General features: G+C 69.1%; 12 protein-coding genes. 8 read left to right on the plus strand and 4 right to left on the minus strand.

Going from position 1 to position 14,313, the window contains the following annotated elements:
- Positions 1 to 144 precede the first annotated feature (144 nt).
- Both ACFP2T_RS17360 and ACFP2T_RS17365 read right to left on the minus strand, forming a co-directional pair.
- On the minus strand, positions 145 to 933 hold the full coding sequence (locus tag ACFP2T_RS17360; RefSeq protein WP_377422663.1) for an ABC transporter permease: 789 nt from the start codon (positions 931 to 933) through the stop codon (positions 145 to 147).
- Positions 934 to 1,052: 119 nt separating this feature from the next.
- Complete coding sequence (locus tag ACFP2T_RS17365) at positions 1,053 to 2,069, minus strand: ABC transporter substrate-binding protein (protein WP_377422666.1); 1,017 nt, start codon at positions 2,067 to 2,069, stop codon at positions 1,053 to 1,055.
- 621 nt (positions 2,070 to 2,690) lie between these two features.
- Here ACFP2T_RS17365 and ACFP2T_RS17370 point away from each other — a divergent pair.
- Together ACFP2T_RS17370 and ACFP2T_RS17375 are read left to right on the plus strand one after the other, a co-directional pair.
- On the plus strand, positions 2,691 to 3,455 hold the full coding sequence (locus ACFP2T_RS17370; RefSeq protein WP_377422893.1) for a GntR family transcriptional regulator: 765 nt from the start codon (positions 2,691 to 2,693) through the stop codon (positions 3,453 to 3,455).
- Positions 3,456 to 3,480: 25 nt separating this feature from the next.
- Entirely contained in the window at positions 3,481 to 4,416 is a 936-nt protein-coding gene (locus ACFP2T_RS17375; protein ID WP_377422669.1) for a DUF6282 family protein, read from the plus strand.
- A 6-nt stretch (positions 4,417 to 4,422) separates the two neighbouring features.
- On the opposite strand, the gene ACFP2T_RS17380 is transcribed toward ACFP2T_RS17375, so the two are convergent.
- The gene (locus ACFP2T_RS17380; protein ID WP_377422671.1) at positions 4,423 to 4,902 is read right to left on the minus strand and encodes an OsmC family protein; all 480 of its coding nucleotides are present in this window, start codon (positions 4,900 to 4,902) and stop codon (positions 4,423 to 4,425) included.
- 409 nt (positions 4,903 to 5,311) lie between these two features.
- Between ACFP2T_RS17380 and ACFP2T_RS17385 the strand changes: the two genes are divergently transcribed.
- From ACFP2T_RS17385 to ACFP2T_RS17405, 5 genes are all read left to right on the plus strand, one after another.
- Complete coding sequence (locus tag ACFP2T_RS17385; RefSeq protein ID WP_377422673.1) at positions 5,312 to 6,442, plus strand: ABC transporter substrate-binding protein; 1,131 nt, start codon at positions 5,312 to 5,314, stop codon at positions 6,440 to 6,442.
- A 16-nt stretch (positions 6,443 to 6,458) separates the two neighbouring features.
- Positions 6,459 to 7,376, plus strand: a complete 918-nt coding sequence (locus ACFP2T_RS17390) for an ABC transporter permease (protein ID WP_377422675.1) — start codon at positions 6,459 to 6,461, stop codon at positions 7,374 to 7,376.
- Positions 7,364 to 8,188 carry an ABC transporter permease gene (locus ACFP2T_RS17395; protein ID WP_377422677.1) on the plus strand — a complete coding sequence of 275 codons (825 nt, stop codon included), beginning with the start codon at positions 7,364 to 7,366 and terminating at the stop codon, positions 8,186 to 8,188. Before ACFP2T_RS17390 ends, ACFP2T_RS17395 begins: the two co-directional genes overlap by 13 nt.
- Positions 8,185 to 9,282 (plus strand): ABC transporter ATP-binding protein, encoded by a 1,098-nt coding sequence (locus ACFP2T_RS17400; protein ID WP_377422680.1) that lies wholly within the window; start codon positions 8,185 to 8,187, stop codon positions 9,280 to 9,282. The genes ACFP2T_RS17395 and ACFP2T_RS17400 overlap by 4 nt, the downstream gene beginning before the upstream one ends.
- 241 nt (positions 9,283 to 9,523) lie before the next feature.
- The gene (locus ACFP2T_RS17405) at positions 9,524 to 10,390 is read left to right on the plus strand and encodes a hypothetical protein (protein ID WP_377422682.1); all 867 of its coding nucleotides are present in this window, start codon (positions 9,524 to 9,526) and stop codon (positions 10,388 to 10,390) included.
- 84 nt (positions 10,391 to 10,474) lie between these two features.
- Here ACFP2T_RS17405 and ACFP2T_RS17410 read toward each other — a convergent pair whose 3' ends face one another.
- On the minus strand, positions 10,475 to 11,815 hold the full coding sequence (locus tag ACFP2T_RS17410; protein ID WP_377422896.1) for a cellulase family glycosylhydrolase: 1,341 nt from the start codon (positions 11,813 to 11,815) through the stop codon (positions 10,475 to 10,477).
- Between the two features lie 758 nt (positions 11,816 to 12,573).
- Between ACFP2T_RS17410 and ACFP2T_RS17415 the strand changes: the two genes are divergently transcribed.
- Complete coding sequence (locus ACFP2T_RS17415; protein ID WP_377422685.1) at positions 12,574 to 14,163, plus strand: MBL fold metallo-hydrolase; 1,590 nt, start codon at positions 12,574 to 12,576, stop codon at positions 14,161 to 14,163.
- The last annotated feature ends 150 nt before the right edge of the window (positions 14,164 to 14,313 follow it).

Below are 14,313 nucleotides of genomic sequence, written 5' to 3' on the forward strand. Positions count from 1 at the left end.
AACCGACAACCAGGCACCGGGTTCCACCGCCGTCCGCAACCCGGCACCACGTTCCCGGGGCGACCGCCGCCAACCAGGCTGACCGGCCCACCCCTGAAACACCTTAGCGAGCGGAGCCGTCCGGGAGCACCCCCGTCTCCTCGGCTAGGAGGAGATCGCCCGGGCCCACGGCACGAGCAGCCGCTCAAGCGCCACCATCAGGTAGAACAGCGCGGCGCCCATCAGCGCGAGCAGGGTCAGCGCGGCGAAGGCGAGTGGCGTGTCGGCGGAGGCCCCGGAGCTGACGATGACGGAGCCGAGCCCCCGGTCGGGATTGACCACCTCGCCGATGATCGCTCCGATGATGGCGAGCGAGGTCGCCACCTTCAGCCCGACGAAGATCTGCGGAAGCGCCCATGCCAGCCGGACCTTGAGGAAGGTCTGCCACCACGACGCGGAGAGCGAGCGGGCCAGTTCGCGCAGGTCGTTGGGGGTCGAGGTGAGGCCCGCCATCGCGGACACCACGATCGGGAAGAAGCACACCAGCACGACCATCACGATCTTGGGCTCCGGTCCGAACCCGATCCAGACCAGCAGGAGCGGTGCGAGTGCGACCTTCGGTACGGAGTTGATCGCCGCCATCAGTGGCATGGTCATCCGCTCGACCACCCACGACGCCGCCAGCAGGAGCGCGACGACGAGCCCGCCCGCGGCGGCGATGCCGAATCCGATCACCGTCTCCAGGAAGGTCACCCAGGTCTCCTGGAGCAGATAGCCCGGCAGCCGGAGGAACGCGCTGACGACGTCGGGCGGCGAGGGCAGGAAGAAGGCCGAGATGTCGAAGAGTTCGGCGACCAGCCACCAGAGGCCGACCGCGATCACCCCGCCCAGGACGGGCAGTACCGCGTTGGCCCACACTCGGGTCGACCTGGAGTTCGTCTGGGCATCGGTCATGGCGGCCTCCGTGCGGATCGGCTGGCGTAGCGGAAGAAGCCTGGCTCGGCTGACGAAGCCCGGGGCGGCGGTCGGTCCCGACCGCCGTCCCGGTCCGCCAGGGATGGCGGTGGGGTCGGTCAGCTCTTCGGCACGAAGCTGAAGTCCACGACCTTCTGCGGGGTCAGACCGGTCGGGATGAGACCGGAACTCTGCATGATCTCGATCGTCTTGGCCACCCGCTGCTCGTCCATGAATCCGATCGGGGCGCCACCCGCCGGTGCCACGTACGGGGACATCGCCTTGATCTCGCCCACGCCCGACGCGACGGCGTAGGTCGGCTTCACCTTGTTCAGGATCGCCGCGGCCTCCTCGGGGTGGTCGACGGTGTACTGCAGGCCCTTGAGCAACGCGCCGGTGAACCGCCGGACCAGGTCCGGGTCCTTCTCGATCATCGCGGGGGTGGCGATGATCGCATTGCCGAACAGGTCCCGGAGGAAGTCGCTGTACGGCAGCACGACAACCTCCTTCTTGGAGGCGCTCGCCAGCGCGGTCCGGCTGAGCAGGAAGGTGCCGAGCGCGTCCACCTTGCGAGCCGCCATCAGACCGTTGAGCGCGGTGGCCTGGGCCCCCTGGATCTTCACCTTCTTGTCGTCGAAGCCGGCGAGCTTGGCGTACGCCGGAAAGAGCAGTTCGGTGACCGACCCGGCTGCGGTCGCCATGGTCTTGCCTTCCAGGTCCTTCGGCGTGCTGATGGTGGTGTCCTTGGTCGTCATGACCGCGACCAGGGTCTGCTGGTGTACGGCGGCGACCGCTCGCCATTCGGTGAACTCGCCCTTGCCGGCCTGGATCACCGCGCCGGTGAAGTCGAGTGAGGCGAACTGCGCCTGGTTGGACTTCAACGCCGTCAGGTTGGGGACGTTACCCGCGCCCTCCTTGACATCGACCTCGATGCCGACCTCCGCGAAGTAGCCCTTTTCCTTGGCCACCCAGGCGAACGAGTCCCGGCCGACCGCCCCGAAAGCGGTTACGTAGGTGACCTTGTCGACCTCCTTGGACTCCTTTCCGTCCCCTGCCGAATCGCCGCCGCATCCGCTGCTGACCGCCATGGCGGCGGCCAGCAGTGCGGCTGCCAGCACGCGAGAAGGTTTGATCATGTATGCCTCCAGTTTCCGAACTCGCGAGGGCGGGCACCGACACGCTCCTCGAATGGAGCACCCCGACCGATCGACGCCCATCTGCTCCCCGGCCCTCGTCCGGTCGAGAATCGTAAGGGCCCTTGTCGGATATGTCATCGACAAGATCCGGTCAAGATTCTGGCAAGCGATCGGTCGTAAATTTCCGTGGACTCGAATATCAGCAGCTCATCGCGATTGACAGTCGGCATCCACACCGGACAGCCTGTCTGCAATATTGTTGATAATCATGGAGACAATGTTGCGAATAGGAGCGCTGAGCTGGAGAAAGTTGGTGGGTCGACACCCGGGCGACCCGACCTACCCGGGCCACACCGTCGGGGCGTACGGACCGACTTCGAGGCGTACTCCGGCTAAGGTCCGACGCGTGCATACCTCCGTCGACACGGTGGACTCCACGGAACCGACACATCAGTCTCACCGGCACGGTCGGATCCGTCGCGGCTGCTGTCCAATTCGCCTGAATGTTGACCGACGCCGATCGGCCGACCGAATTCAGCCCCGGCTTGACCGGATGCCGACCACAATGGTGACCGGATCATGACCGAATCGGCCGAACAGTCACCGGCATCGGCCCGTCGGCTGTCGACATCCTCGCAGCAGACACCCCCATCCCCGCGACGAACGCCGGCATCCGCACGGCAATCGGCACCGTCCCCGCGACGACCGTCGGCCCGGCCCGCCGAGGATGCCTACGAGGAGCTCCGCAACGCGATCTACCAGGGCGAGCTGATGCCCAACGAGCGACTGATCGAGGTCGAGCTGGCCAGCCGGCTACAGGTCAGCCGCGCGGTGGTCCGGACCGTCCTGGTGCGACTCGGACAGGACGGCCTCGTGGTGCTCACCCCGAACCGAGGGGCCCACGTGCGGCTGGTCACCGAGGCCGAGGCCGCCGAGATCCTCCAGGCACGGGCCGTGCTGGAGGCACTCACCGCCCGACAGGCCGCCCTGAACGCGACCGCCCGGGAGATCGCCTCGATCCGCCGCGTACTCGACGGGATGGCCCGGAAACTGGAACGGGACGATCTGCTCGGGTACTCGGACGGCAACGCCAAGCTGCACGCCGCGATCATCGCGGCGGCCCGGCACGAGACGGCGGCCCGGCTCGTCGCCGGGCTCCGGGCCCAACTCGTCCGGTTCCAGTACCGCACCATTCTCGTCCCCGGCCGACCCTCCCAGTCGTTCGAGGAACACACCGCGATCGTCGACGCGATCGCCGGCCGTGATCCCGACGCCGCCGAGGCCGCGATGCGCCGGCATCTCGGTCATGTCGAGTCCACCCTGGCCAGAACCGCGACGGCGATCCGCCGCCGACCCGGTCACCCCGATTCCTCCCGTACGAACTGACCGCCCGTCCGACGAATGGAGTGTCATGTCGGAGCACCCCGTCCCGTCCGCGCGCGCCCGGGCCCTGGTCGCCGGGGCGTACGACACCCACGTGCACGTCGCACCGGACGTGATGGAGCGACGGATCGACGACCTCGACCTGGCGGGGCGGTTCGCCGAGGTCGGGCTCGCCGGCTTCGTGCTGAAGTCGCACTACCTGGCGACCGCCGAACGGGCGATGGTGGTCCGGAAGGTGGTCCCGCAGGTGGACGTCCTCGGCGCGGTCACCCTGAACGGCGCGATGGGCGGCATGAACCCGGCGGCGGTCGAGATCGCCGGCAGGCTGGGGGCCCGGATCGTCTGGATGCCCACCGTCGACTCGGGTAACCAGCGCCGCAGCACCGCCAGCGACCTGCCCGGTGCCAAGCCGGCGATGTGGGGAGCGTTGCAGGCCGACCTGCACGCCCAGGGCATCGTGCCGGACGTCGTCGAGGTGGTCGACGGCGACGGGCGGGTCCTCGACCGGGTCCGTCAGGTGCTCCGGGTCATCGCCCGGCACGACCTCGTCCTGGCGACCGGGCACCTGGACGGCACCGAGATCCTGGCCGTGGTCCGGGCCGCCCGGTCCGAGGGGGTACGCCGGATCGTGGTGACCCATCCGGAGTTCACCTCGCAACGCCTGCCGGTCTCCCGACAGCGCGAACTGGCCGAGGCCGGCGCCCTGTTGGAGCGGTGCTTCACCACGCCGTACACCGGCAAGGTCTCCTGGCCGGACCTGTTCGGCAACATCCGGGCGGTCGGTGTCGAGCACTCGGTGCTCTCCAGCGATCTCGGACAACCGTTCAACCCGCCGGTCGAGGACGGTCTGGCCCTCTTCGCCGACCGGCTGCTCGAGGCCGGCTTCAGCGAGCACGACGTGCGGACGATGGCCGTGACCAACTCGCGTTACCTGGCGGCCTCGAACGTGGAGGTCGCGGCCTGATCGACGTCAGCCGGCGTCGCCGACCACGATGACCGGTTCGTGGCGTACCGGGAAGTTCACCGAGCTGGCGATGAAGCAGAGCCGATGCGCCCGCTCGTGCAGCTCGGCGGCCCGCTCCGCCATCTCCGGCGCGGCCACGGTGACCCTCGGGCGCAGCACGACCTCGGTGAACGCGCCGCCGCCGTCGCCGCTCTCGACCATCGTGCCGACCGCCTCGTCGGTGTACGCCGTCACCACCACCCGCCCCCGGGCGCAGAGACTCAGGTACGACAGCATGTGGCACTGGGCCAGCGCCGAGAGGAGCAACTGCTCGGGGTTCCACCGCTCCGGATCGCCCCGGAACGTGGGGTCGGCGGAACCGAGCAACGGCGGCGGGCCGTCGGCGTCGATCTGGTGGTCTCGGCCGTAGTCCCGGTAGTTGACCGTGCCCCCGGCCCCGGCTCCGGTCCAGGTGACGGTCAACTCGTAGCTGTGTGTTCTCGGCACGGTCGTCTCCTGCGCTTCCTGTGGCCCGTCCCCGTGGCGGCCGGTCCCGCGTGGCGCCTCCGGCAACGACTGCGCCGGGGTCGGTGGGTCGGTGGGTCGGTCCAGACGATAGTTCCGGATGCCGGGCCCGCCGACCAGTGGCCCCCGGTGGGCGCGTCCGGCGTCCCGCATCCCGTGACCGAGAGTGAGTCGAGCGCCACAGGGACGATCTTCCGGCCCGGTCTCTGCCCCGGTACGGCTTTCGCAGGGAGCTTTTTCCGGAACACCGCCGACCGTTCATCCCGACGTCGCCTTACTCCCTGGCCAGAGCACCGGCGGCGGGCATGATGGCCGCCGGATGCCCGGCCCGGACCCGCAAAAGCGCAGGTCAACCGGCCCGGCACCGACGGAACGTCTAAGGAGATCAAAAGTGCGAATCGCGGTTGCCCGTACGGTCGCGGTGCTCGCGGCGTCCGCCGGGTTGGTCGGCGTCGTCGCCTGCGCACCCCCGGAAAAAGACGACGCGGGCTCGGGAAGCAGTGCGGCCGTCGCCACCAGCGCGGCCGAGCTGGGCGGGATGGACAAGCTGGTCGAGGAGGCCAAGAAGGAGGGGCAGCTCAACGTCATCGCGCTGCCGCCGGACTGGGCCAACTACGGCGAGATCATCAAGGCGTTCAGCACCAAGTACGGCATCAAGGTCAACTCCGCGCAGCCGGACGCCGCCAGCCAGGACGAGATCAACGCGGCGAACCAGCTCAAGGGGCAGAGCGGCGCTCCGGACGTCTTCGACCTCGGCGACGCCGTGGCGCGGGCGAACGTGCCGATGTTCGCCCCGTACAAGGTGACGACCTTCGACGAGATCCCCGCCGCGCTCAAGGCCACCGACGGCGCCTGGGTCAACGACTACGGCGGCTACATGTCGATCGGCTTCGACAGCAGCAAGGTACCCGCGCCGCAGAGCGTGGCCGACCTACTCAAGCCGGAGTACAAGGGCAAGGTCGCGCTCAACGGCGACCCGACCCAGGCCGGTGCCGCGTTCAGCGGTGTGGTCATGGCGGCCCTCGGCAGCGGCGGCTCGGCCGACGACATCGGCAAGGGCGTCGACTTCTTCGGCCAGCTCAAGAAGGCCGGCAACTTCCTGCCGGTCGACCCGACCCCGGCCACCATCGAGTCCGGCCAGACCCCCGTGGTGATCGACTGGGACTACCTCAACGTCGCGCAGGGCGCCAAGCTCAAGGACAAGACGACGTGGAAGACCGTCGTGCCGCAGGGCGCGGTGGTCGGCTCGTACTACGTCCAGGCGATCAGCAAGGACGCCCCGCACCCGGCGGCGGCCCGGCTCTGGCAGGAGTTCCTCTACTCCGACGAGGGACAGAACCTCTGGCTGGCCGGCGGAGCCCGCCCGGTCCGCGCCGACGCCATGGACAAGGCCGGCACGATCGACAAGACCGCGTACGCCGCCCTGCCGGTCACCACCGGCGAGCCGGTCTTCCTCACCGAGGCGCAGACCGCCAAGGCCAAGGAGACGCTGACGGCCAACTGGGCCAAGGCAGTCGGCTGATCCGACGATGGCGGTCGTGACGCACCACCCGGACCCCGTGGCGCCCGCGCCCGGGGTCCGGCCCTCCCCGGCCAGACGCCGGATCAGGCTCCCCGGGGGCGCGCTGCTCGGCGTCGTCCCGTTCTTCGCGTACGTCGTCGTGTTCCTCGCCATCCCCACCCTGGTGGTGGCGATCGGGGCGTTCACCGGCGACAACGGCGGCTTCACCCTCGACAACGTCGCCCGGCTCGGTGACTCGTACATCCTGACGGCCTTCGGGCGCAGCATCCTGCTCTCCGCCGTCACCGCGCTGGTCGGCGCGGTGCTCGGCGCACTGCTCGGGTACGCCCTGGTGACGGCGAACCCGAACGGCCTGCTGCGCCGGGTCGTGACGGCGGCCTCCGGCGTACTCGCCCAGTTCGGCGGCGTGACCCTGGCCTTCGCCTTCATCGCCACGATCGGGTTGAGCGGCTTCGTCACCGAGTTCCTGCGCGACCGCGTCGGAGTCGACATCTACGCCTCCGGCGTCTGGCTGTTCGAACTCCCCGGCCTGCTGCTGGTCTACACCTACTTCCAGATCCCGCTGATGGTGATCGTCTTCCTGCCCGCGCTCGACGGCATCCGGCCGCAGTGGCGGGAGGCGGCGGCGAGCCTCGGCGGATCGACCTGGCAGTACTGGCGGCTGGTCGCGATGCCGCTGCTCGCGCCGCCGTTCCTCGGCGCCGCGCTGCTGCTGTTCGCCAACTCCTTCTCGGCGTACGCGACCGCGGCGGCGCTGGTCAGCCAGGGCAGCCCGATCGTGCCGCTACAGATTCGCGGTGCGCTGACCAGCGAGGTCGTGCTCGGTCAGCAGAACCTCGGCAAGGCGATGGCGCTCGGCATGATCGTGGTGGTCGCCGTGGTCATGTGGCTCTACGCGCTGCTCCAAAAGCGGAGTGCCAAGTGGCTGGGGTGATCCGACGCCGCGCCCGGCGCCAGCGTCTGTTCCGGTGGATCGTCCTCACCCTGCTCGGCGTCTTCTTCCTGCTCCCGCTGCTCGCGATGCTGGAGTTCACCACCCGGGGTGCCGGCGGCAGCTTCACCCTCGAGACCTGGCGGCTGCTGGCCGACTGGCCGAAGCTCCGCCAGACCTATCCGGACCTCTCCACCGGGATCGTCGCCTCGCTGGGGCAGGTGCTGCTCACCGTCGCACTCACCCTGGTGCTGCTGGTGCCGACGGTGATCTGGGTACGACTGCGGCTGCCCCGGCTGCGTCGGGTGGTGGAGTTCCTCTGCCTGCTGCCGCTGACCATCCCGGCGATCGTGCTGGTGGTCGGGCTCGCCCCGGTCTACGCCTGGGTGACGTACTTCCTCGGCGGCTCCTCGCTCACCCTCACGTTCGCGTACACCATCCTGGTCCTCCCCTACGCGTACCGCTCGGTCGACGCGGGCCTGTCCGCGATCGACGTCCGGACGCTCGCGGAGGCCGCCCGCAGCCTGGGCGCGGGCTGGGCGACGGTGATCTGGCGGGTGGTGCTGCCGAACATCCGCTCGGCGGTGCTCTCGGCCGCATTCCTCACCGTGGCCCTGGTGCTCGGCGAGTTCACCATCGCGTCACTGCTCAACCGGACCAACCTCCAGGTCGCGGTCAACCTGCTCGGCAAGAGCAGCGCCACGATGTCGGTGGCGGTCTCGCTCGCGGCGCTGGTGCTCGCGTTCGCCCTGTTGCTACTCCTCTCCCTCGTCGGCGACGGCCGGCGCCGGACCTCTCCGAAGGAGACCTCGTGACCGCGTCGACCCTCGCCACCGCGCCGGGCGAACCGGCAGCCCGCCAGGGAGTGCCGGTACGACTCGTCGGGCTGCGCCGCAGCTTCGGCGGCACCCACGCGCTGGCCGGGCTCGACCTGGAACTCGCCCCGGGCGAACTGGTCGCCCTGCTCGGGCCGTCGGGCTGCGGCAAGACCACCGCGCTGCGGGTGCTCGCCGGGCTGGAGGAGGCCGACTCCGGCCAGGTCCTGGTCGACGGCGAGGACATCACCGACCGGCCGGTCAACCGGCGGGGGATGGGGATGGTCTTCCAGGCGTACAGCCTCTTTCCGCACCTGACCGCGCGGGAGAACGTCGAGTTCGGACTGCGGCTGCGTGGCCGACCCAGCGCGCAGCGCCGGCAGCGCGCCGCCGACATGCTGGACCTGGTCGGCATCGGCACGCACAGCGACCGCTATCCGCACCAGCTCTCCGGCGGCCAGCAGCAGCGGGTCGCGCTGGCCCGCGCCCTCGCGATCCAGCCCCGGGTCCTGCTGCTCGACGAGCCACTCTCCGCGCTCGACGCCAAGGTACGCGTCCAGCTCCGCGACGAGATCCGCCGGATCCAGTTGGAGGTCGGCACCACCACCCTGTTCGTCACGCACGACCAGGAGGAGGCGCTGGCCGTCGCCGACCGGGTCGGGGTGATGCGCGGTGGCCGGCTGGAACAGCTGGCGACGCCGGCCGAGATCTACCTGCGCCCGGCGAGCGCGTTCGTCGCCGACTTCGTCGGGCTCAGCAACCGGATACCCGCCCGCACCGCCCCGGACGGCAAGGTACGGATCCTCGACCAGACCCTCCCCCTGGTCGACCCCGACACCGCCCCGTCCCCCCACGACACCCCGGTAACCGCCCTGGTCCGCCCGGAATCGATCGACGTCCTCCCCGACCCCACCGGTGAGGGCGCCACCCGCGTCCTAGCGGCGAGCTTCCTCGGCCCGATCAGCCGGCTGACCGTCACCCTCCCCGACGGCACCCTCGTCGTCGCCCAGGTCGACAGCGACCGCCTGCCCACCCTGCCCCCCAACACCCCCATCCGCCTCCACCTCCGGCCCGCGCCGATCACCCTCGCCTGAAGTGAAAGGAGGGGGCCCTTCTTATCGTTTTCTGTAGAAGAAGGGCCCCCTCCTAACACCTGCGGTACTCCGGGCGGACCTCGTGGCCGCCGGGGTGCCGATATGGAGTGCCCCGTGTTGATGCCGCTCGCTACGCTGGCGGGCACCGTCCACAGAAGACATGGGGAAGAGGACGCCCAGACCTTTCAGACGGCGGCTACTCGCCGCCGCATCGGCTCTGACTATCGCCGGATCGTTGCTGGTGGCCGGGCCGGCGAGCGCGGCCCCGGTTGCCGAGAGCTCGCTGTCCTGGTCGATCGGTGTTTCCGACGGCGAGCCGTTGACCGGCGTGTTCACCGAGCCCGAGGCCCGTTTCCAGAGCCTCCGCGACGGCGCCATCAGCCGCATCAACGTCTACGCCGGAAGCACCTACTGGTCGATGTCGTTCGCCCCGCCGGTCGGCGAGCAGTTGCATCCCGGCAACTACCCGAACGCCGAGCGCGCCGGCTTCCAGAGCGGTCGCGCCCCGGGCCTCGACGTGTCCTACCAGAGCAGCGGTTGCAACACGGTCCACGGCAGGTTCACCATCCACCAGATCGCGTTCGACGGCACCGGCACGATCAGCATGCTCGACGCGACGTTCGTACGACGTTGTTCCCCCGCCGAGCCAGCGGTGACCGGCACCCTGAAATACCGGGCCACGCCGCTGTCCTACCGGTACACGCTCGCCGACGAGCAGCCGGAGACCGCGCCCTCGCACACCTTCCGTGGGGCCACCAGCACCTTCTGGGCACAGACGTTCTGGTCCGACTCGTTGCGATTCGGCGTGTCGGGCGACCGCCGGTCGGCGATAGTCGAGTTCGCGCCGCCCCAGGGCGAGCAACTGACCGCCGGGCGGACATACCGCAATGCCCAGCCGCTCGATTCGCCCAGCCAGACAGAACCGGGCCTGTCGGCCGAGGGCTTCTCCTGCCGGCCGACGACGGGCACCTTCACCATCAAGGAACTGGAGTACGGTCCCGACGGTGAACCGGTGGCGCTGTCGGCCACCTTCACCCTGAAGTGCACGTCGTACCCGAGCCCGGAGGACCCGAGGGTGCTCAAGGGCACGATCCACTTCCACGCCTGACCTGCGGGTCACCGATCCCGCGAGATAGTCGCGGCGTTCCGGCCGGCCGCGCGGCCGGCCGGAACGCCGTATAGGGCCCGAGGCTCAGAAATCGTCCGGGGTACGGATCCGGTCCCGGATCCAGACGCCCGCCTCCTTGAGCCGGCTGGTGCCGCCGAACTGGCCAGCGGCGCAGGTGCCGACGGTGAAGACGGCGCCGGATCGGAAGTCGTCGGAGAAGTTCCAGTTCACCCAGCTGATCTTCTTGCTGGCGAACAGGTCCAGGTAACGCTGTGCCATGGTGAAGTCGTTCGGGCCGTCGCCGGAGTAGTCCTGGGTGCCGAACTCGGTGACGAACAGGGGCAGTCGGTCCGCCGCCTGCGCCACGGTGTCGAGGTAGTAGTCGTCGTGCGAGGCGGCGTAGAAATGGAAGACGTACATCACGTTGCCGGCGCTCACCGGATTGGCGGCGATGACGTCCGCCCCACCACCGCTGCCGGAGGCGCCAAGCGACGACCAGTCCGGAGTGCCGACCAGCACCACCGCATCGGCGTCCCGGGTACGGATCACCGGGATGATCTGGTCCGCGTAGCTCTTGATGGCGCTCCAGGCCACCTCGTTGGGCTCGTTCGCGATCTCGTAGATCACGTTGTTCTTGGCCCGGTGTCGATCGGCGATCTCGGCGAAGAACGTACGCGCCCGGTCCAGGTTGTAGTTCGGGTCACCGGGACTGAGCATGTGCCAGTCCACGATGGCGTACATGCCACGCGCGGTGGCCAGCTCGATGTAGTTGTGCACCAGGTCGGTGAAGCGGCGCGGGTCGGTCTCGTAGCCGCCCTCCTGGATGTACATCGAGATCCGGAGTACGTCGGCCCGCCACTCCTGGGCAAGGACGTCGAGCGAACCGGAGGTGGCGCAGTTGGCGTACCACTGGAGGCCGTGCGTGCTCATACCCCGCAACTGGATCGCCTTGCCGGCCGCGTTGCACAGCTGCCGGCCGCAGACCCGGAGCTGGCCGTTGGCCGCGACCGGGGTGGTGCCCGGCGGAACCGTCGGCGTCGGGCCGGCCGTGGGCGTGGATGTCGGGCCGGCCGTGGGCGTCGGGGTCGGCGTGCCGGTACCGCCGCAGGACGCGCCGTTCAACCGGCACCCGGCCGGGGCTCCCGAGCCGGCGCCGAGGAACCCGAACGTCACCGAGGCGCCGGGGGCGATCCTGCCGTTCCAGGAGCGGTTGCCGAAGGTGTGGTGCTGACCGCTGCTCACCAGCGTGGCGTCCCAGTAGGAGCCGATCGTCGTACCGCCCGGCAGGTCGAACTCCACGCGCCACGAGGTGATCGGGGTGCTGCCGCCGTTGGTGATGGTGTACCGGCCCTCCCACCCGGATCCCCAGTCCGACACCTTCGCGAAGGTGGCGATCGGGGTGGTCGCCGGGGCGGCGACCGCCATCGGCGCGGTCGCGACTGCCGCGACCGCCGCGACGAGCCCGACCAGCAGGAGCGTCCCGCGGATGCGCTTCACTGGTTCCTCCGGAAGGTCGGTGGCAGCGGCCCGCTGGACGAGCCATCAACTGTTGTCGAACTATAAGGAAGACTAAAAGTCCCCGCAACAGTCGCCCTGGTTGCTGGGGCCGGCAGCGACCAGGAGCGGCACCCGCACCACCCACGCCAGGACGGGGCTCCTCCAGGGACGTCCTGGCCAGCACCCGGAGTCGGACGCCGACACGATCATCCAGCGGGTCCTGTCGAGCGCCGGCGTTGTCGTCGATCAATCATCCCTTGTGGACCGGGCCGAAATTGCGCTACGGCCGGACCGACGACCGTTCTCGTCATTTTCGGCACAATCCGCTCCAGCCGATGAAGGGAGATGCCGGACAATGGGACGCACAGGCGCCGACGTGCCGATCATATATCCTCTCCCACCGACTCGCCACGAGGCAAAGGTCGGCCGACCAACCGCATCCGCGATGCGCAGTCGAACACTCACCGGGACGGCATCCCGATCGAGATTCCGATTCAGCAAGCGTACGCAAGCACCAGTTGAACAACGCGTTCAAGTGACATTTCAGTGGTGTTGACACTCGGCCGGACCCTGCTGCCATAGTGACACCTCGGAACGCGGTGGCAGCCACTCACTCCCCGCTTCCTGATGCGACGGGGACAAATGCCCACCGTCAATCAGACTGACCACTCCCGGTTGGAGGGCTCATGAGTGTCAGTGACGAACCGGTGTTTCTGAGGTCCAATGCGATCATCGAGCCGCTGGTCGACCGCTTCTACGCCTGGATGCACATCGTGGCGCCGGCGCAGGCTTCGATGAACCTGGCGAAGGTCCAGGTGCCCATGCTGGAGTCGTACCTGCAGAACCCGCAGGTGCACGTGGCCGCCAGCGTCAACCCCGCACTCCGGGGCGGCTACTTCGTCAACGTCGACGAGTCGCGCAGCATGGAGGTCGCCGCGCTGCTCGACACGATCAAGCGGGACCGGGCGGACATGCTGGCGTTCGCCGACGCCATCGCCAAGGCGGACGACCTGCTCCGGCAGAGCGCCACGGGCTTCGACCTCACTCCGCTCTACCCGAAGCTCCCGCCGGCCCTGAACGGGCTGGTCGAGCTGGCCTACGACACCGGCAACCAGGCGTCCATGCACCTGCTCGAACCGGTTCTGTACACGAGCCCGTACTACGACGTCGGGCGTCAGTCGGTCCAGCTGTCGCTGGAAACCGGCATCGAGCGGCCGTTCATCCTCAGCACGCCGCGGCTGCCGCAGCCGAACACGCTCGATCTGGAGATTCCGTTCAACCACGCGGGCCTCGACGAGTTCTTCGCGGCCCGGATCGCACCCACCACGGTTGGCCGGCTGCGCGAGGCGCTGGAGCTGGACGACGCGCAGACCGTACAACTGCGGCGGCTGCTCACCGACCAGCCGAGCCTCTCGCCCGACCGCAATGTCGAGTCCGGCGGCCGGGTCCGCTACTTCGGCCACGCCTGCCTGGTGATCCAGTCGGCCGAGGCGACGATCGTCACCGACCCCTTCATCAGCGCCGACAACCGCCACGGTGACCGCTACACCCTCGACGACCTGCCCGAGCACATCGACCTGGTGCTCATCACGCACGGACACCAGGACCACATCGTGCTCGAGACGCTTTTCCAGCTCCGCAAGCGGATCGGTGCGGTCGTGGTGCCACGGTCCTCGCGCGGCAACCTCTGCGACCCGTCGATCGGGCTGTACCTCAAAGCCCTGGGCTTCACCGTCATCGAGGTCGACGACTTCGACGAGGTTCCGATCCCCGGCGGCCGGGTGGTGGCGACGCCGTTCCTGGGCGAGCACTCCGACCTGGACATCCGCGCCAAGTCGACGTTCTTCGTTCAGATCGCCGGCGCCAACATCTACGTGGGCGCGGACTCCTCGGGCATCGATCCGGTGTTGTACCGGTACGTGCGCAACCACCTCGGCCATGTCGACATGGCGTTCCTCGGCATGGAGTGCGACGGGGCCCCACTGACCTGGCTCTACCAGGGCCTGCTGACGCGCCCGGTGACCAAGCGGATGAGCGACTCGCGCAAGCTTTCGGGATCCAACGCGGAACAGGCCGCGGCCATCATGACCGAACTCGGCGCGGACGAGGGCTACATCTACGCCATGGGCGAGGAAAGCTGGCAGGGCCACGTCATGGCGACGAGCTACAACCCGGACACGTACCAGATGAAGCAGATCGAGGAGTTCCTCAGCTGGTGCTCCGAAAACGGCATCACCGCCGAACACCTCTTCAACAAGCGCGAGTGGCGCTGGTAGACAGGGCTCCGGTGAATCTGGCCGGCGTCGCGAGAATCCTCGCGCCGCCGGCCAGTTCCTTTTCCGCGGTTTCGGCACCGCCGGGCCAGGCCGGAGGGGCTTCCGCCGGAAAAACCGGAAGGCCGGTGGCCGGACCACCGATACGGCGGT

Source organism: Plantactinospora solaniradicis (assembly GCF_042658085.1).
GTDB classification, from domain to species: domain Bacteria; phylum Actinomycetota; class Actinomycetes; order Mycobacteriales; family Micromonosporaceae; genus Plantactinospora; species Plantactinospora solaniradicis.

What these genes read in the sequence shown, in the direction of transcription:
- ACFP2T_RS17375 (WP_377422669.1), top strand. Translation starts at nt 3,481, where the DNA reads ATGTCGGAGCACCCCGTCCCGTCCGCGCGCGCCCGGGCCCTGGTCGCC.
- ACFP2T_RS17410 (WP_377422896.1), bottom strand. Translation starts at nt 11,815, where the DNA reads ATGGCGGTCGCCGCCCCGGCGACCACCCCGATCGCCACCTTCGCGAAG.
- ACFP2T_RS17415 (WP_377422685.1), top strand. Translation starts at nt 12,574, where the DNA reads ATGAGTGTCAGTGACGAACCGGTGTTTCTGAGGTCCAATGCGATCATC.
- ACFP2T_RS17365 (WP_377422666.1), bottom strand. Translation starts at nt 2,069, where the DNA reads ATGATCAAACCTTCTCGCGTGCTGGCAGCCGCACTGCTGGCCGCCGCC.
- ACFP2T_RS17360 (WP_377422663.1), bottom strand. Translation starts at nt 933, where the DNA reads ATGACCGATGCCCAGACGAACTCCAGGTCGACCCGAGTGTGGGCCAAC.